This window comes from Sulfitobacter delicatus, from assembly GCF_900102535.1.
GTDB lineage: Bacteria > Pseudomonadota > Alphaproteobacteria > Rhodobacterales > Rhodobacteraceae > Sulfitobacter > Sulfitobacter delicatus.
Map to the genome: position 1 here is coordinate 508,133 of NZ_FNBP01000001.1, position 15,926 is coordinate 524,058.

A 15,926-nucleotide genomic window follows, 5' to 3' on the forward strand; every position below is an offset into this window, starting at 1 on the left:
AGCCGGGCTTATCAGTTTGGCCGGGGCCGCTCAATCCTTTGTCCAGCCCGAAGGGCCTTTGGTTTGGCGCGGCTGTTCAGGGATTTCGTGAAAATCACCGTCGATCACATCCCCACGCGGATCACGTCTGCCCTGCGGTCCGGGGCGTGGTCCCTGCCCGCCCGGGGTGCCAAAGCTCTGGATTTTCACGCGGTCTCGAATCGCGCGATAAGCTGCGGCCCGGAAGCGCGGGATCAGAAAGGCAAAGCCGACCGCATCGGTGAAGAACCCGGGCGTGAGCAACAAAGCGCCGGAGAAAAGGATCATCGCCCCATGCACCAAAGGCTCGGTCGGGTCGCGCAGATCAGAAAAGGAACTGCGCAGCTGCCCCATCGCAATAGCGCCCTGAGAGCGCACCAACCATGTGCCCAGAATGGCCGTCAGCACCACCACGGCAAGGGTCCAGCCAAGGCCGATGGCCCCGCCGACTTGAATGAAAAGCGTGATCTCGATCAGAGGCACGGCGATAAATGCGATCAATAGCCACATGCGGCAGGGTCCTTTCGCTGGGGGCAGAGTGGACTTGCCCCGGTCAAGCCCCTACATAAGAGCAGAACTCGCATGTTTCCATGCCACCCCTGAACGAGGTTTCGATGAATTCTCCTTTGATACAGCTTCTGGTGCTTGCCGGTATCGCCGTATTCTTGATCCTGCGCTTGAAAAATGTGCTGGGCACGCGCGAAGGTTTTGAAAAACCGCCCGTGTCCGATCAGACCCCGGCGCCGCGCAGTGGCCCGGCCTTTGAAGTGATCGAAGGCGGCCCTGATCTCGATATTACCGACCATGTGCCAGCAGACAGCACCTCGGGCAAAGCCTTGGCCGAGATGAAGCGGCTTGAGCCGTCCTTTGGCGTCAGCGATTTCTTGCAAGGCGCACGTGGCGCTTATGAGATGATCGTCATGGGCTATGAGCGCGGTGATCTGAAAGAAATCCAACCTTTCCTCGCCGAAGATGTCTACGAAAGCTTCGTCGACGGCGTCGCCGCACGCGAGGATCAAGGGCTGACCATTGATGCTAATTTTATCGGTGTGCGTGAGATGGAACTGGTCGACGCCCGCCTCGAGGACACCACCAAAGAAGCCGAAATGACGATCCGTTTCGTGGGCGAGTTGACCTCCGAAGTCCGCAACCGCGAAGGCGAGGTTGTCGAGGGCAGCAGCAAAGAAATCAAACGCCAAAAAGATACATGGGTCTTCGCCCGTGTCATGGGCTCGGATGATCCGAATTGGCTGTTGGTTTCTACAGACGGGTAACCGGTGCGCTTGGCGCACTGGCGCTGCTGGCAGGTGTGGGCATGACCCCGCCGGCCGCAGCCGAAGTGCATTATCAAGTCTTGGACTATGCTGATCTGGATGGCTGGGCCGAAGATGATCACGCCGCCGCATTTGACGTTTTCACGAGCACCTGCGGAGATATGAAAGACGTCGACTGGCGCGCCCTGTGCAAGCTGGCCAAAGACGGGCCCTCCCCGCGACAGTTCTTCGAGTTGTTCTTCCGACCCGTGTTGATGGAAGACGGGAAAGACCCGCTGTTCACCGGCTATTTTGAGCCTGAGTTGGACGGTGACCTCTACCCCTCCGCTCGTTTTCAATACCCGATCTACGCCATGCCCCCCGAAGCCGAAGAGATCCGCCCGTGGCTCACCCGGCGCGAGATCCTTGACGGCGACGTTATGCGTGACCGAGGGTTGGAGATCGCATGGGTCGATGATCCGGTTGAGTTATTTTTCCTGCAAATCCAAGGTTCTGGCCGTATCCGTCTGCCCGATGGCAGCTATCTGCGTGTCGGCTATCGCGGCGCGAACGGCCATGACTATCGCTCCGTCGGCGTCGAACTGGTGCGCCGTGGTGTCTATGAACCGCATCAGGTGAGCGCCGATGTGATTAAGAACTGGGTGCGGCGTAATCCCGAGGATGGGCGCGAGCTGCTTTATCACAACCCGTCTTATGTGTTCTTCCGCGAAGTCAGCCGCGTTCCCGCCGACAAAGGGCCGCTCGGCGCGATGAACCGCTCAATCACCGCGATGCGCAGCGTGGCGGTGGATCCGGCCTATGTCCCGCTCGGCGCGCCGGTCTGGCTGGAGAAAGACGGCAAGGAACCCCTGCGCCGTCTGATGATCGCACAAGATACCGGCTCGGCCATCAAGGGCACGCAAAGGGCCGATGTGTTTTTCGGCACCGGGGACAAAGCAGGCCGCGCCGCTGGTCGTCTGCGTGATCCCGGGCGGATGCTGGTGCTCATGCCGATCCAACGCGCCTATGCCTACCTGCCCGAAAGCGCGATATGAAACGGCGGCGGTTGAACGACGATGATCTGGCGCTTTGGCGCAAGGTGACAGAGCGGACCGAGAAGCTCGACCTCAAGACGCTATTCACGCCTGAGATCGACACGCCGCCACCAGCCCCGCCCCAAGTGCGCCGGGCCAAGATCGCCTTGCAGGGCAACAAGCCGCAGCCACAGGCCAAAAAACGCAGCAATGATCTGCGCCCATCACTGGCGGAACAAATGAAATCTGCCCCGGTTCAGATGGACCACAAGGCTTTCACCAAGCTCAAACGCGGCAAGCTACGCCCCGAAGGCCGCATCGACCTGCACGGCATGACGCTGGACCGCGCCCACCCTGCGCTTCAGGGCTTCATCATCGACGCACATCGCCGCGGCAAGCGCTTGGTGCTGGTCATCACTGGCAAAGGCAAGCGTCGCGACGAAGGCGGGCCGATCCCGGTGCGCGACGGGGTGCTGCGCCATCAGGTGCCGCAATGGCTGTCGATGCCGCCGCTGAACGCGCTGGTGCTACAAGTGACACAGGCCCATGTCAGCCACGGCGGCGGCGGTGCTTACTACGTCTATCTGCGCCGCAACCGTTAGGTGGGGAGCGTCGGCTTGTAGCGGTGGATCGCCCAGCCCGCCAAAGCTGCCGCTGCGAAATAGTAGAGCGCAATCGGCAACATCTGCTGCGGGAAAGTAACGCCAAGGTCGATGAACAGCCCAGTAATCCCCGGCCCGATGGCCGAGCCAAAGACCATCAGCGCCGCGGCCACAGCCTTAATCGATCCAACATGACGGGTGCCGTAATACTCCGCCCAAAACGCCGCCGGCGCGGTTGACTGCATCCCCTGCCCGGCGCCGAAAATTACCAGCCCGATCCCCGCCATCCAAAGCGTGTCGGCATAGGACAGCACGACAAAGGCCACGCCGAAGGGCACCATCTGCACCGGCACCACGCGGCTCACCCCAAAGCGGTCAATCGCCCAGCCGGACAGGAAGGTGCAGGCCACCGCCGAGAGCGTATAGATCGGCATGAGGGCGACGAATTCGACCAGCTCCCAGCCCTTCATCTCAACCAAATGAACCTGATGAAAGAACAAAGCGGTGCCCCAGGCCGCCGGACCGACAGCAAAGGGGATCATCAGCCAGAACAGGCTGGAGCCAAACATCTCTTTGCGCGTCCAATGCCGCCCCTGCATCCCGGCCCGTTGCGCTTGTTCCGCCATAGACTGCGGCGTGCGCTCTTGGCGCAGCAGCATGAGGATCACGGGAATGGTCAGCAGCACCAGTACCGCGGCCAGCACCCAAAGGCTGCGCCAATGAAAGCTGGCAAAGAGCGCGACAAAGACAATCGGCAGAAACGCCTGCCCCGCGGCAAACCCCATCGAAGACAGCGACAGTGCCTTGCCCCGCGACGCCTCAAACCAGCGCACCATCGCAACCTGCCCGAGCTGGGACATCATCCCCTGCCCGGTCAGGCGCAGCGCATAGATCACAAAGATCAGCGCGACCCAATTCGGCACCGCCGCCATCGCGAGACAAGCGCCTGCTAGAGCCACCATCACGCCAAAGGCCAACACCCGTACGCGAAAGCGATCCGTCAGCACCCCGGCCCAGACCATGGTCAGCGCCGAAAGTGTGGTGCCGATGGTATAGATGCCGCCCCATTGTCCGTCGCTCAGGCCAAAGTCACCCTTTATCGCGCCCGCAAAGAGCGAGATAAAATAGGTCTGTCCATAGGACGAGGTGAAGGTGAGCAGGAAACCGGCCAGCAGAAACAGCCAGTTACGCCGCAGAAACTTGAGGTAATCCATGCCCCTTCATCGCCGGGGCATGGAGAAATGGAAAGCCCTAAAGGACGTAGCGGCTCAGATCGGTCGACCGGGTCAATTCGCCCAAATTCGCCTCGACAAAATCGGCGTCGACGGTGATCTCTTGGCCCGAGCGGTCCGGCGCGTCAAAGGAGACTTCCTCGAACACCCGTTCCATCACGGTATACAGCCGCCGCGCGCCGATGTTCTCGACCGAGGTGTTCACATCCGCCGCGATCTTGGCCAGCGCCGCGATGCCTTCATCGGTGAAGGTGACGGTCAGCTCTTCGGTGCCCATGAGGGCGGTGTACTGACGCGTAAGCGCGTTGTCGGTCTCGGTCAAGATGCGAACGAAATCCTCTTCGGTCAGCGCCCGAAGTTCGACGCGGATCGGCAGACGGCCTTGCAACTCGGGCAGCAGGTCCGACGGTTTCGCGATGTGGAAAGCGCCGGAGGCGATAAAGAGGATATGATCGGTCTTCACCGGGCCATATTTGGTCGAGACAATGGTGCCTTCAATCAGCGGCAGCAAATCGCGCTGCACGCCTTCACGTGAAACATCACCGCCGCGCGCGTCCGAGCGGGCGCAGACCTTGTCAATCTCATCGAGGAAGACGATCCCGTTCTGCTCCACCGCTTCAATCGCGGCGCGGTTCACGGCTTCTTCCTCCAACAACTTGTCAGCCTCTTCGCCCAACAGCACTTCGTAGCTGTCGGCCACCGCCATGCGCTTCTTGGTGGTCCGACCGCCCATGGCTTTGCCGAAGAGATCACCGATATTCATCATGCCCATGCCGCCACCGGGTTGGCCGGGAATGTCCATCATCGGGAAGGGGCTGGAGGTGTCAGCGACCTCAAGCTCAATCATCGTGTCGTCCAACTCACCGGCACGCAGCTTTTTGCGGAACATCTCACGGGTGCCGTCGCGGGCATCGGTTCCGGCGATGGCGTCGATCACGCGCTCTTCGGCGGCTTGCTCGGCCTTGGTCTTCACGTCTTCGCGCATGAATTCGCGGGTCATGGCGATGGAGCTGTCGAGCAGATCGCGGATGATCTGTTCCACATCGCGGCCGACATAGCCAACCTCGGTGAATTTCGTCGCTTCGATCTTGATGAAGGGCGCACGGGCCAGCTTGGCCAAACGCCGGCTGATCTCTGTTTTACCAACGCCCGTGGGGCCGATCATCAGAATGTTCTTGGGATACACTTCGTCGCGCAGATCATCCGACAACTGCTTGCGCCGCCAGCGGTTGCGCAGGGCCACGGCGACCGCGCGTTTGGCGTCGTTCTGGCCGATGATATAGCGGTCCAACTCGGATACGATCTCGCGGGGGGTCAGGTCAGTCATGCGGTGATTTTCTCCACGGTGAGGTTGCCGTTGGTGTAGACGCAGATGTCGGCAGCAATCGCCATGGCATCGCGGGCGATAGCCTCGGCGTCGCGGTCGCTTTCCATCATGCCGCGTGCGGCGGCGAGGGCGTAGTTCCCACCCGAGCCAATCGCCGCGACTTCATGCTCCGGTTCCAGCACATCGCCTGCGCCGGTGATGACCAACAGGTCTTTGCCATCGGTCACGATCAACATCGCTTCGAGCTTTTGCAGGTATTTATCGGTGCGCCAGTCTTTGGCCAGTTCAACACTCGCGCGGGCCAATTGCCCCGGTGTCGCTTCCAGCTTGGCCTCCAGCCGTTCCAGCAGCGTGAAAGCATCGGCGGTGGAGCCAGCAAAACCCGCCACTACCTCATAGCCGCCGGGGCTGAGCTTGCGCACCTTGCGGGCGGTGCCTTTGATCACGGTTTGGCCAAGGCTGACCTGTCCGTCACCGGCAATCACCACTTCGCCGCCTTTTTTGACGCCAATGATCGTAGTCCCGTGCCAACCGGGGAAATCGTCGTTCTGTGCCATGGGGCCTCCTGTCGCTTGGCGCTCTATATGGCCCCCATGGTCAGGCGGGACAAGGGCAGCGCCGCTTGTGGGCGGCTGGGGGGCGCGATAGCGTGGCTTCATGCAAGATCGCGCCCGTGTTGATATCTACCTCGAACCTGCGCTGCGCGAGAGTGCGGAGGCCGGGGCGCATAACTTTATCGGTAAAGTGGCGCATGTGTTGGAAAACGCTCGATTTAGGGTCGCATTTTGCGATAGCGGCGGGCCGGTGCGGGATACCGAAGGCTACGCGCTGAGCCATATGGCCCCTGCCCCGACCGCCCGAGGTTTGGTGTTCCGCCGCTGCTATCACTACCCGTTCTGGCAGATTGAAGCGCGGCCTGAGCGCTGGCTTTGGGATGTGGCGCAAGCGCAGTTTGACCCTGCGCAGGTTCAGGCCAAAGCCGCGGCACAATTCTATCGGTTTTGGCAAAAACGTCTCTTTGGAGAAGCGCCTCAACAGGCGCGGTGCGACGGGCCGATCTATGTGCCCTTGCAGGGGCGCTTGTTGCAGAGACGGTCTTTCCAGTGCTGCACACCTATGGAGATGCTGGAACATACGCTCGACCACGGTGATAGACCGGTCGTTGCGGCCCTGCACCCAAAGGAAGACTACACGGCACAGGAACAGGCAACGCTAAAAACGCTCGCGGCTCGGCACTCCCGCTTGCAGATCACCATGGGCGAGATGGAGCGCCATTTGGCCAACTGCGCCTATGTGATGACCATGAATTCCGCCGCCGCCTTTTCCGGCTACTTCTTCGGCAAACCCGCACTGTTTTTCGGCGACATCGACTTTCACCACATCGGGGTCAAAGCCGACCTTTCCGACCTCGCGGGCAGCTTTGCGGCGGTAGCGCAGGCCAAACCGGATTACGCGGCCTATCTCTACTGGTTCTGGCAGGAAAATTGCATCAACGCGGGCCGACCGGAAGCGGAAGAGAAGATCGCTGCCCGGTTGCGCCGTTTTGGCTGGCCCGTTTAACGTCAAAGAAAAGGGCGCCCCGAAAGGCGCCCGTTTTCGTCATTTATCTTAGCCTAAGCCCTTAGGATCAAAGGGACTCTTCGATCCAGCTTTGCAGGGCCGCTTTGGGGCGTGCGCCGGCAAGGTTGGATACGACCTGACCGTCTTTGAAGATGAACAGCGCCGGAATACCACGCACGCCGACCTGAGCGGGCGAGTTCGGGTTTTCGTCGACGTTAACTTTAACGATCTTCACGCGACCGTTCATTTCATCCGAAAGCTCTTCCAGCGAAGGGCCGATCTGTTTGCACGGGCCGCACCATTCGGCCCAAAAATCGACCAGAACCGGAATGTCCGAATTTTTGACTTCGGCGTCGAAAGTGTCGTCGGTGACTGCGACGGTTGCCATGATGCTCTCCTGACAGGAATGGGTTAAGGCCTGAACCTATGAACGCGGGGCACTGGCGTCAAGATATGGCAGGGCGTGCAGTGCATTTGTCACGATATCGTTGGGCAACACCATGAGATCAGCCTTGGCGGTCCAGAGGATCGCGGTCTCGATGCGTCTGTCTGGATAGATTTGCCGCAGCATATGGGCATAGGCCCCCATCTGGCGCAGCAGCCCGTCTGGGCAGGCTTTAACACTGTTTGGCACCACCCGATTGGTTTTGAAATCCACTGCCAGAATATGATCTTCGCCGATCACCAGACGGTCGATCGTGCCGTGCAGCCGTTGGTCGCCAAGGCGTCCGGTCACAGGGACTTCGGCGAGCGTCGTGTCTGCGAAGAGTGCGGTCAAGGCGGGCGTATTGAGCACGGTCTCGGCTTCTTGCTGGGCACGCAGAATGATTTCTTGCGGATGATGGCGTTGCAGTCGGGTCAAGAAAATGGCCCGCGCATCGGCATTCATCAGCGGCAGATGTTCGAGCAGTTCATGTACCAAAGTGCCATAGCTCAGCGCCGTATCCATATCGGCACCCGCTTCGCCCGCCAGCGCTTTGGCACCGCCCAGATCGGAGGGCGATAGCGTTTTGGCCTCACTGCTGGGCGACGGGGCTGAGCGGGTAAAAATAGGGTCTAACTCGGGAATTTTGACCGTTTCCTGCGGCGTTTCCACCACTTCAAGCGCATCCCAATCGCCTTGTTGATACCGGATCGTGCCATCGTCACTTAATGGCTCTGCCTGCAACCGGGTCAAGGCCGCCTCCGTAATTTGATACCAAGAGGACCCGTCTTTCGACAATTCCCCTGCCGCCGCGACGATCAGCCATTTTTCGGCGCGGGTCATGGCCACGTAGAGCAGCCGCAGCCGCTCTTGTAGTGCGGCGTCTTTCATCTCTTCCAGTCGCGCTTGCACGGGCCGCGGCATGTCATTGGCCGCAGCTTTCCACACGGGCGTGCCGCCCAACGTGATGATCTCATCCTTGATCGTTACGTCACGCCGCCCGGTGTCGGGCAAGATGACGATGGGCGCCTCTAGCCCTTTGGCGCCATGCACCGTCATCACCCGGATCTGGTTCGAGGCGCTGTCGATCTGGCGTTTGATCTCTAGATCATCGGTCTGCATCCATTGCAGAAAACCGGTCAGGCTCGGCACCGACCCACGCTCATAGGACAGCGCTTGGCTGAGCATCGCGTTGATCCCATCTTCGGCCTCTGGCCCCAAACGGGCTAGCAGTTTGCGGCGGCCATCGTGGCGGGTGAGGATGCGCTCGATCAAATCATAGGGCCGCAGGTAGTCCACCTGCGCCCGCAGATCGCGCAGCACGGCGAGGGTCGAGGCGTGTTCCTCGGTCTGATTGCGCAGCGCTTGCCAGAGGTGGTCCTCTTTGCGGTAATGGGCGAGCGTGAAAAGCGCCTGCTCCGACCAGCCGAAGAGCGGCGACTTGAGAGCGGTCGCGAGCGACAGGTCATCGTCAGGCGTCGCCAGAAACGACAGGATCGCCGCCAAATCGCGGACTGCCAGCTCGGCACCGACCTTAAGCCGATCCGCCCCAGCGATGGGCAGTTCCGCCGCCTTACAGGCGCGGATGATCTCGGAAAACAGCGCGGAGCGCCGTTGCACAAGGATCAGGAAGTCACCGGGCTGAATACGCCGCCGGGCCAATCCGCCTTTGCTATCGTCGGGCAGGTAATGCTCTTCGGTCGTCAATTCCTTGATCCGCCGCGCAATGCGTTCCGCCAGTTGCACCGTGTGGTGCCGCGCACTGCGGCGGTCAACGGGATCGGTCCAGTCGCCTTCCTCGTCCGGGCCGGCTTTTTCGATAAAGGGCCAAAGGTCGACCCGCCCCGGCAAGAGGTCTTTAAAGGCTTTATGCCCTTCATCATTTGCGAAACCACTTTGGATATCGGGGTCAAAAACCCCATCAACCGCTTGCAGAATGGCCGAGGAAGAGCGGAATGAATAAGCAAGGCTGCGGCGTTGGAAGAACTGGCCAGCCTCGCCGATCTTCTGCTCAAAGGTGACGCCTTTGCGGTCCAATTCCTCCGGGTCAGCGCCTTGGAAGGAATAGATCGACTGTTTCTTGTCCCCCACGACAAAGAGCGTGCGGTCCACATCATTGCGCGCGCCTGCGCCGCTGTAGAATTCATCCGTAAGCCGTTCGATCACGTCCCATTGTCGGGGCGAGGTGTCTTGGGCTTCGTCCACAAGGATGTGATCAATGCCGCCGTCGATCCGGTAGAGCACCCATGCCGCCACGGCCTTGTCGGTCAGCAGAGCGCGGGCTTTGAGGATCAAATCGTCGAAATCGAGCCAGCCGCGCTTTTGTTTCTCGTTTGCATAGCGGGCAAGGAAACGGGCGGCGAAACGGTGGAGCACATAGGTTTTGCGTGCCGCCTTCAGGGCGAGCCGTGCTTCGCGGGCGTCCTCAACCCGCTGCATCAGCTGTTCGAGCTGCGGCATCTGCTCGGCGATGATCTTTTGCGTCGGTTTGGTGGGGAACCTGCCGATCTTGGCGGTAAAGGGCGATTTCGCGCCGCTGCCGGTGAGGAGGGTATTCTCCAACTGGGGCAGGGCGGAGAGATCATAGCTCTCGATCTCTTGCAGCGCCGCGCCCGCCTTAGCGTCGTTGCCGCCCTTGGCCAGCAGATGGGGTATGATTTCGGCCATGATTGCCGCTTCGCTGCCCAGAAAGACGGACGTCGCAATGCTGTCTTCGGTAAGGTCTTCGGGCTGATCGAAGAGGGTGAGGATGTCGGGCCATGCACGGGCCTCGGCAAAAGCATCCCGCTGGCTGACAATGCTGCGCGTCAGGCTGGCGAAATCCTCACCGGTGTAGTGCCGCGCAAGGTCGGCCACCAGCGGCGCATCTTCGCCTTCGGCCATCTCATCCACAATCTCTGCCCTGAGAAGATCAGCAGCGCGGTCCTCGATCTCGGTGAACTGCGGGCTGACTTGCGCCTCTAGCGGGAAGCGGCGCAAGAGCGCGGCGCAGAAGGAGTGGATCGTTTGAATTTTCAGCCCGCCCGGCGTTTCAATGGCACGGGCGAACAGGGTGCGGGCATTGCGCAGCTGCTCAGGCGTCAGCTCACCCTCGACGCCCAAATCGGCCAGCGCGCTGCGCAGCGCCTCGTCTTTCAGCATCGCCCATTCGCCCAGACGCTTGAACAGGCGGTTCTGCATCTCTGACGCGGCGGCTTTAGTGTAGGTCAGGCAAAGAATATGCTGCGGCTCGACGTCGTCCAAGAGCAGCCGGGCCACGCGGTCGGTCAGCACGCGGGTCTTGCCGGAGCCCGCATTGGCGGTCAGCCAAGTGGAGGCATCGGGCCGGGCGGCGTCAATCTGGGCGGCGGTTGCATCGTTAAAATCACGCATCATTCCAGATCCTCCGGCTTGGCGACCGTGGTGCCATCCCATTCGCCAAAGCGGGCCAATTGGTCGTAGTTCCCAGCAAAGGCGTCCGTTTGCACCATGCGCCGCGCGGTGAAGCCTTGGCCTTCGTCGAGGTAGCGTGACAGCAGGGCGTGGAGCCCGGCGAGCACCTCTTGGGGATTTTCCTCGTCCAAAGGCGCGGGCACTTCGACGGGTTTGGAGCCCAGCCCGATGAAAGCAGCATGCGCCACATGCGCCACGCCCACCTCAGGGAAACCGCCGCGCTCCACCATGGCCGCTTCGATCAGCAGTTGTTTGTCGAACAAGCGCTGTTCCTTTTTGCCCGGCGGCGTGCCGGTCTTGTAGTCATAGATCAGCACATCGCCGTCGTCGGTCTGGTCAATCCGGTCCGCAAAACCGCTGAGGGTAAACCCTAGGTCCGCAAAGGTGTAACTGCCGCGCGCACCTTGCTCGAAGGCGACGGGGCTGGAGAAGGCGGCGCGGCTGTGTTCGCGGGAGATGAACCAATCCGCAATCCGGTCAATTCGCGCCAGCCACATGGCACGGGCGGCAGGCCAAGGGGCTTCGTCCTCCAATACCTGTGCCGCCACGTCGAGCAATGTTTCGCGGGTCAGTCGCGCCGGATCGCGGGCGACCAGTTTCACGAAATCTTCCATGATGCGGTGCAAGATGATGCCGCGCACTGGGGCGTCGGGCGATTGCACCAGCGGGTTGATGGCGCGCAGTTTCAGGCTGTGTTTGGCATAGACGGCATAGGGGTCGCGGATCAGGGTTTTGATCTCGGTCACCGACAGTTTGCGGGGCCGTGCCGCGCGCGGGGGGCGGGGCGACGGGCGCGGCGCGGGGGGCGTGCGTTCGACCGCCTCCAAGGCGCTGACTTGGTCCAGCCACCGGGCACCACGTTGCTGCATCGCACGCCAAGCCTCTGGCCCGCCGGTGTCGCCCAGACCACCTAGCAGATTGCCCAGCCGGTTGAGCCAACGCGACGGCACCATTTCGGCCTCATCCGAGCGAATGGCGCGGGTGATCCAGACCTCGGGGCTGGCAATGGCCTGTTGGTAGTCATGCGCCGACAGACCGATGCGCCGTTCAGGCAGGAGTAGTCCCGCTTTCTCGCGCATCTGACGGTTCAGCCAAGGATCGGGCGGCGGTGCTTCGGGCCATGTGCCTTCGTTGAGACCCCCGAGGATTACTAGATCGGCACCCTGAACACGCGCTTCCATCGTGCCCCAGATCATGATGTCAGGGTGCGGCGTATCGGCCTCGCGGACCTCCTCTTGAGACAGCAAAGCGCCCAATAGATCCGCATAATCGGCGGCATTCATCGCGCCACCATGCACGGCATGTTCCGTCAGGTTCGCCATGACCGCCTCAGCCGAGATACCGGCGCCATGTTGCCAAAGCAGGTGATCGGGATCAGCGGACGCGCCGGCGGCGATCCTTTCGGCCAGTGCCAAATGGGTGGCCACGCAGTCGGGCAGAGGGCGTTCGCCGGGGGCGTCATGGCCGGGAAAAGTCTCACCCACCCAAGCGATCCAGTCTCGAAAACCGCTCGGGTCTTCCATGCGTTTGGCGGCACGTTCCGGGATCTCGGCCAGACCCTCGGCGCTGGGATAGGGCAGACCGTGGCGGCGGATTTCGGCCTCAAGGCGCTGGGTGTAAAGCTGGTGAAAGTTCCGCCCCGCGCCACTGTGGGTCAGAGGGTGTTTCAGCAAGGTTAGCAGCGCTTCGGCATCAAGCTTGCGGACGAAAAGCGCCGCCACATGGCGCAGAAACCGCCCCGGCGGGGACAGTTGCAGCGGCATTCCGGCACTGTCATCCGGCAGAATATTCCAACGGTCGAGTGCGGCAGTGACCTGACGGGTCAGCATCCGGTCAGGGGTGATCAACGCGGCCTTCACGCCATCTTCGGCGGCTTGACGCAGCCGGAGCGCGATGGCGAGCGCTTCGACACGAGGTGTGGGGGCTTCGATCAGCGTGATGTCAGCGGTGGCTCTGGAAAGGTCTTCGAGTTTCGGACCTTCGTTCAGCCAGGCATGTGTGACAGGAGCGGGGCGCAGCGACAGCGACAACAGCTTGTTGCGCGCAGCAGAAACGGGGGGCATTTCGCACCACGGCTCAACCGCACCGCGCGACACTTCGAGCATGTTCATCAACTTGCGGAAACGGTACTGCGGGTGATCCTCGGCCAGCAGTGCTTGGTCCAACTCGTTCCAAACGGCGGTGGGCATTTCAAAGTCAAAACCGGGCAGGATGATCGCGCCTTGGGGCAGGCGGGCCACGGCCTCCATCAACAGCGCCGTCGTCCCACGCGAGCCGGTGGAACCCGCGAGGATCACCGGATGTTGCGGTGGGTTGTCTTGCCAGCGCGTGATGATCCGGGCGACAAGCTGCCGCCGCCGTGCTTCGGCATCGGGGCGCGTGGTGGTCTGGCCGAGATAGTCATGCGCAATCGCGAGGAAGCGTTGCGCACGTTCCCAATGGGCCGAGAGGTTGCCTACATCCAGCCCGGCAACTGTCTCGGGCGAAACACCTTCGCCCTGCATCTCATCAATCAGTCCCGCAAGACTGTCCGACAGCGCATAAAGCGACGCGCGCGGCGCAAGGTCGGGGGCGGCGTCAAGAAGGCGAGAGACAAGTTGTATTAACTCAAGCCGTCGCTGTAGAGGGGGTGTCGGCGCGGGCAAAGCGACGCCGGGGGCCAGTGCGTCAAGATCGGTGATCAACCGGACGCGTGGCAGAAACCCAGCCGGGCCTGCGTCAAAGTCATGGCGCAAGCGACGGGCCATGCGATTAGTGTTCACGATCAATTCGACCCGCGCCATCGCTTCTGGCGGGCTGTCTTCTAACCGGTCGCAAAGCCCTCGCACCAGACCGCGCGGGAAGTCGACACCGGGGGCAAGTCCAAAGACGCGGGGTGTGCCTTGAGGCTCAAACATCTGCATCCGCCAGCAGGCTTTCGGCCAGAGCGATGCCGCCGGGATGGCCCACATCGCACCAACGTCCGGGGTAGGGCAGACCAAAGAGGGTTTGTCGTTCGAGCATCATGTCCCACAGCAGATTGAGCGAGAACTTGTCAGCGTCGATATCGCTCAGCAAATCTGTTTTGATGATCTGCACGCCGCCATAAACGTTCCCCGGACCGCGCGTCAGATGGCCATTTTCACCAAGTGTGAAATCACCCTGACCACCGTGACCGAGGGTTTGCCCGAGCGGTACCGTCATCAACAGTGCGTCCATTTGCTCGGGTTTCCAAGCCTTGCGCAGCAGCGACAGCGGGTTCGGCCCAGCCCAGATCGCATCGCTGTTCATAGTAAAAACCGGCTCGGTGCCAAGAAGCGGCAACGCGTTGCGCAACCCGCCGCCGGTGTCGAGAATCTCTGGCGTTTCGATAATTGTCGTGACCCCCTGCGGCTTCAGATGCGCGTCGAGCTGCTCGGGTAGATAATGCAAGTTCGCCACAATCCGAGAAGGCCCAACGCCCCGTGCGAGGTCGAGCGCATGGTCGATCAAGGGACGACCTGCGACAGGCACCAAGGGCTTCGGCTGGTGTTGGGTCAGATGTTTCATGCGCGTGCCGAAACCGGCGGCGAACATCATGATGGCGTCGGGATACTCGCGCATTGGCTTTTCAGTTGCTCCAGAAAGTCGGGGGTCGGGCGGGGTAGGATACCTTCGATGCTGCGTGCCACCGGGGCAAGGGCAGGGTGGCGCAAATTGTTTTGCAGATGGTTCCAGACCCGGGGGATTAGATCAACGTAATGCGCCTTGCCGTCACGCAAGCAGAGGCGGGCAAAAATTCCCAAAATACGCAGGTTACGCTGTGCGCCGAGCAGGGCATAGGCGCGGCGGAAGGTGTCTGGGTCGGTGCCGCTCTGGGCGACATAGTAGTCGATCATATGCGCTTCGATCTCGGGCGGTACATCGCGCCGCGCGTCTTGCAGGATCGAGACGAGATCATAGGCCGGATGGCCCAGCAGGGCGTCTTGAAAATCGAGCAGGCCGACGCGGGCGGCGCCTTGGCGCTCGGGCAGCCACAGCAGGTTTTCTGCGTGGTAGTCCCGGAGGATCACAACCTTGGGGGCGGCATCTAGCTCTTGGGCGAGGGGTGCGAAGGCGTGTGTGAATGGGGCGCTGGGCTGTTCCTGCCGTTCGGTCGCGTAGAACTCGAAGGCGGGGGCCGTCATATCGATAAGCCACGCCGCATTGCAAAGGGGCAAGTCGGGGAGGGGGGCAGCGTGCAGTTGGACCAACACATCGACGGCGGCGCGGTATAGCGGCTCTTGCAACGCGGGATCACCGGCCATCAACCGGGCAAAGAGATCATCGCCTAAGTCTTCGATCAGCAGCAAACCATGAGCGGAATCGGCATGATAAATTTCCGGCGCGCTCAGCCCTGTGGAACTAAGATAAGCCGCGACCTGCTGAAACGGGCGCACATCTTCGCCACGCTCCGGCGGGGCGTCCATGAGGATCGCAGTCTGACCATCGGGTCTGCGCAAACGGTCGTAGCGGCGGTTCGATGCGTCACCGGCCAGTAACATGCGTTCGGTTTCCGCCCAGCCTGCTGCTTGCAGGAAGTCTTCGATCAATGAGGTCCGGTCCGTCATGCGCGCCAATCCGCCAGCTTGTCCGCCCATTGTGGCCCATTCCACTGCACGGACATTTGGCGACTGTCATCGCTAGGTCCGGGCGAGAGGCTAATATCCAACGCGTCGCTGGGCGCGAGCGGGCCGAGGCGATCGGGCCATTCGACGAGGCAGATCGCATCGTGGAAAGCTTCGATAAGGCCCAGTTCTTCGATTTCATAGGTCGAGGTCAGGCGGTAGAGGTCCGCATGCCAAATCGCTCCGCTGCGTCCGTCATAGGTCTGCACCAGCGTGAACGTGGGCGAGGGGATGTCTTCAGGATATTCAAGCAGCGCCTTAATCAGAGAACGGGCGAAATGGGTCTTTCCTGCGCCAACGTCGCCGCTCAGCAAAATGACATCACCGGGCGCGAGCTTTCTGGCAAGCTGCCGAGCGCGTTCGGCAGTGTCGTCAGGGCCGGTCAATGTCAGTGAAAGCGATTGGGTGGACATGCCCCA

The 15,926-nt window shown here is 61.4% G+C and carries 14 protein-coding genes; 4 read left to right on the forward strand and 10 right to left on the reverse strand.

Going from position 1 to position 15,926, the window contains the following annotated elements; translation table 11 throughout:
* Window positions 1-30: 30 nt before the first annotated feature.
* Window positions 31-528 carry an FxsA family protein gene (locus BLS57_RS02585; protein ID WP_093738859.1) on the reverse strand — a complete coding sequence of 166 codons (498 nt, stop codon included), beginning with the start codon at window positions 526-528 and terminating at the stop codon, window positions 31-33.
* 104 nt (window positions 529-632) lie between these two features.
* On the opposite strand from BLS57_RS02585, the gene BLS57_RS02590 reads away from it, so the two are divergent.
* The 3 genes from BLS57_RS02590 to BLS57_RS02600 are packed head-to-tail and all read left to right on the forward strand — an operon-like array spanning window position 633 to window position 2,907.
* The gene (locus tag BLS57_RS02590; RefSeq protein ID WP_093739148.1) at window positions 633-1,292 is read left to right on the forward strand and encodes a Tim44/TimA family putative adaptor protein; all 660 of its coding nucleotides are present in this window, start codon (window positions 633-635) and stop codon (window positions 1,290-1,292) included.
* Between the two features lie 41 nt (window positions 1,293-1,333).
* Window positions 1,334-2,326, forward strand: coding sequence for a murein transglycosylase A (gene mltA / locus BLS57_RS02595; RefSeq protein ID WP_093739150.1), 993 nt, complete (start codon window positions 1,334-1,336; stop codon window positions 2,324-2,326).
* On the forward strand, window positions 2,323-2,907 hold the full coding sequence (locus BLS57_RS02600) for a Smr/MutS family protein (protein WP_093738861.1): 585 nt from the start codon (window positions 2,323-2,325) through the stop codon (window positions 2,905-2,907). Before mltA ends, BLS57_RS02600 begins: the two co-directional genes overlap by 4 nt.
* Here the strand turns inward: BLS57_RS02600 and BLS57_RS02605 are convergent.
* The 3 genes from BLS57_RS02605 to hslV are packed head-to-tail and all read right to left on the reverse strand — an operon-like array spanning window position 2,904 to window position 6,023.
* Window positions 2,904-4,121 (reverse strand): MFS transporter, encoded by a 1,218-nt coding sequence (locus BLS57_RS02605; RefSeq protein ID WP_093738863.1) that lies wholly within the window; start codon window positions 4,119-4,121, stop codon window positions 2,904-2,906. The two genes, BLS57_RS02600 and BLS57_RS02605, sit on opposite strands and share 4 nt — an antisense overlap.
* Window positions 4,122-4,158: 37 nt before the next feature.
* On the reverse strand, window positions 4,159-5,466 hold the full coding sequence (gene hslU, locus BLS57_RS02610) for an ATP-dependent protease ATPase subunit HslU (protein WP_093738865.1): 1,308 nt from the start codon (window positions 5,464-5,466) through the stop codon (window positions 4,159-4,161).
* On the reverse strand, window positions 5,463-6,023 hold the full coding sequence (hslV, locus tag BLS57_RS02615) for an ATP-dependent protease subunit HslV (protein ID WP_093738867.1): 561 nt from the start codon (window positions 6,021-6,023) through the stop codon (window positions 5,463-5,465). Before hslV ends, hslU begins: the two co-directional genes overlap by 4 nt.
* A gap of 100 nt (window positions 6,024-6,123) precedes the next feature.
* Between hslV and BLS57_RS02620 the strand changes: the two genes are divergently transcribed.
* Entirely contained in the window at window positions 6,124-7,026 is a 903-nt protein-coding gene (locus BLS57_RS02620; RefSeq protein WP_093738869.1) for a hypothetical protein, read from the forward strand.
* A gap of 67 nt (window positions 7,027-7,093) precedes the next feature.
* Here the strand turns inward: BLS57_RS02620 and trxA are convergent, their stop codons facing one another.
* From trxA to tsaE, 6 genes are read right to left on the reverse strand one after another with little or no spacing between them, the layout of a single operon-like run.
* Window positions 7,094-7,414 (reverse strand): thioredoxin, encoded by a 321-nt coding sequence (gene trxA, locus BLS57_RS02625; protein ID WP_093738871.1) that lies wholly within the window; start codon window positions 7,412-7,414, stop codon window positions 7,094-7,096.
* Between the two features lie 36 nt (window positions 7,415-7,450).
* The gene (gene addA / locus BLS57_RS02630; RefSeq protein WP_093738873.1) at window positions 7,451-10,825 is read right to left on the reverse strand and encodes a double-strand break repair helicase AddA; all 3,375 of its coding nucleotides are present in this window, start codon (window positions 10,823-10,825) and stop codon (window positions 7,451-7,453) included.
* The gene (gene addB, locus BLS57_RS02635) at window positions 10,822-13,779 is read right to left on the reverse strand and encodes a double-strand break repair protein AddB (RefSeq protein WP_093739152.1); all 2,958 of its coding nucleotides are present in this window, start codon (window positions 13,777-13,779) and stop codon (window positions 10,822-10,824) included. Before addB ends, addA begins: the two co-directional genes overlap by 4 nt.
* Window positions 13,772-14,464 (reverse strand): nucleotidyltransferase family protein, encoded by a 693-nt coding sequence (locus BLS57_RS02640; RefSeq protein ID WP_093738875.1) that lies wholly within the window; start codon window positions 14,462-14,464, stop codon window positions 13,772-13,774. Before BLS57_RS02640 ends, addB begins: the two co-directional genes overlap by 8 nt.
* Complete coding sequence (locus BLS57_RS02645) at window positions 14,437-15,450, reverse strand: aminoglycoside phosphotransferase family protein (RefSeq protein ID WP_244153580.1); 1,014 nt, start codon at window positions 15,448-15,450, stop codon at window positions 14,437-14,439. Before BLS57_RS02645 ends, BLS57_RS02640 begins: the two co-directional genes overlap by 28 nt.
* Window positions 15,447-15,920, reverse strand: coding sequence for a tRNA (adenosine(37)-N6)-threonylcarbamoyltransferase complex ATPase subunit type 1 TsaE (tsaE, locus tag BLS57_RS02650; protein ID WP_093738877.1), 474 nt, complete (start codon window positions 15,918-15,920; stop codon window positions 15,447-15,449). Before tsaE ends, BLS57_RS02645 begins: the two co-directional genes overlap by 4 nt.
* Between the last annotated feature and the right edge of the window lie 6 nt (window positions 15,921-15,926).

Bases quoted from the DNA above. Each gene is read 5' to 3' on its own strand.
- BLS57_RS02585 (WP_093738859.1), bottom strand. From the start codon at position 528: ATGTGGCTATTGATCGCATTTATCGCCGTGCCTCTGATCGAGATCACG.
- BLS57_RS02590 (WP_093739148.1), top strand. From the start codon at position 633: ATGAATTCTCCTTTGATACAGCTTCTGGTGCTTGCCGGTATCGCCGTA.
- mltA (WP_093739150.1), top strand. From the start codon at position 1,334: ATGACCCCGCCGGCCGCAGCCGAAGTGCATTATCAAGTCTTGGACTAT.
- BLS57_RS02600 (WP_093738861.1), top strand. From the start codon at position 2,323: ATGAAACGGCGGCGGTTGAACGACGATGATCTGGCGCTTTGGCGCAAG.
- BLS57_RS02605 (WP_093738863.1), bottom strand. From the start codon at position 4,121: ATGGATTACCTCAAGTTTCTGCGGCGTAACTGGCTGTTTCTGCTGGCC.
- hslU (WP_093738865.1), bottom strand. From the start codon at position 5,466: ATGACTGACCTGACCCCCCGCGAGATCGTATCCGAGTTGGACCGCTAT.
- hslV (WP_093738867.1), bottom strand. From the start codon at position 6,023: ATGGCACAGAACGACGATTTCCCCGGTTGGCACGGGACTACGATCATT.
- BLS57_RS02620 (WP_093738869.1), top strand. From the start codon at position 6,124: ATGCAAGATCGCGCCCGTGTTGATATCTACCTCGAACCTGCGCTGCGC.
- trxA (WP_093738871.1), bottom strand. From the start codon at position 7,414: ATGGCAACCGTCGCAGTCACCGACGACACTTTCGACGCCGAAGTCAAA.
- addA (WP_093738873.1), bottom strand. From the start codon at position 10,825: ATGATGCGTGATTTTAACGATGCAACCGCCGCCCAGATTGACGCCGCC.
- addB (WP_093739152.1), bottom strand. From the start codon at position 13,779: ATGTTTGAGCCTCAAGGCACACCCCGCGTCTTTGGACTTGCCCCCGGT.
- BLS57_RS02640 (WP_093738875.1), bottom strand. From the start codon at position 14,464: ATGCGCGAGTATCCCGACGCCATCATGATGTTCGCCGCCGGTTTCGGC.
- BLS57_RS02645 (WP_244153580.1), bottom strand. From the start codon at position 15,450: ATGACGGACCGGACCTCATTGATCGAAGACTTCCTGCAAGCAGCAGGC.
- tsaE (WP_093738877.1), bottom strand. From the start codon at position 15,920: ATGTCCACCCAATCGCTTTCACTGACATTGACCGGCCCTGACGACACT.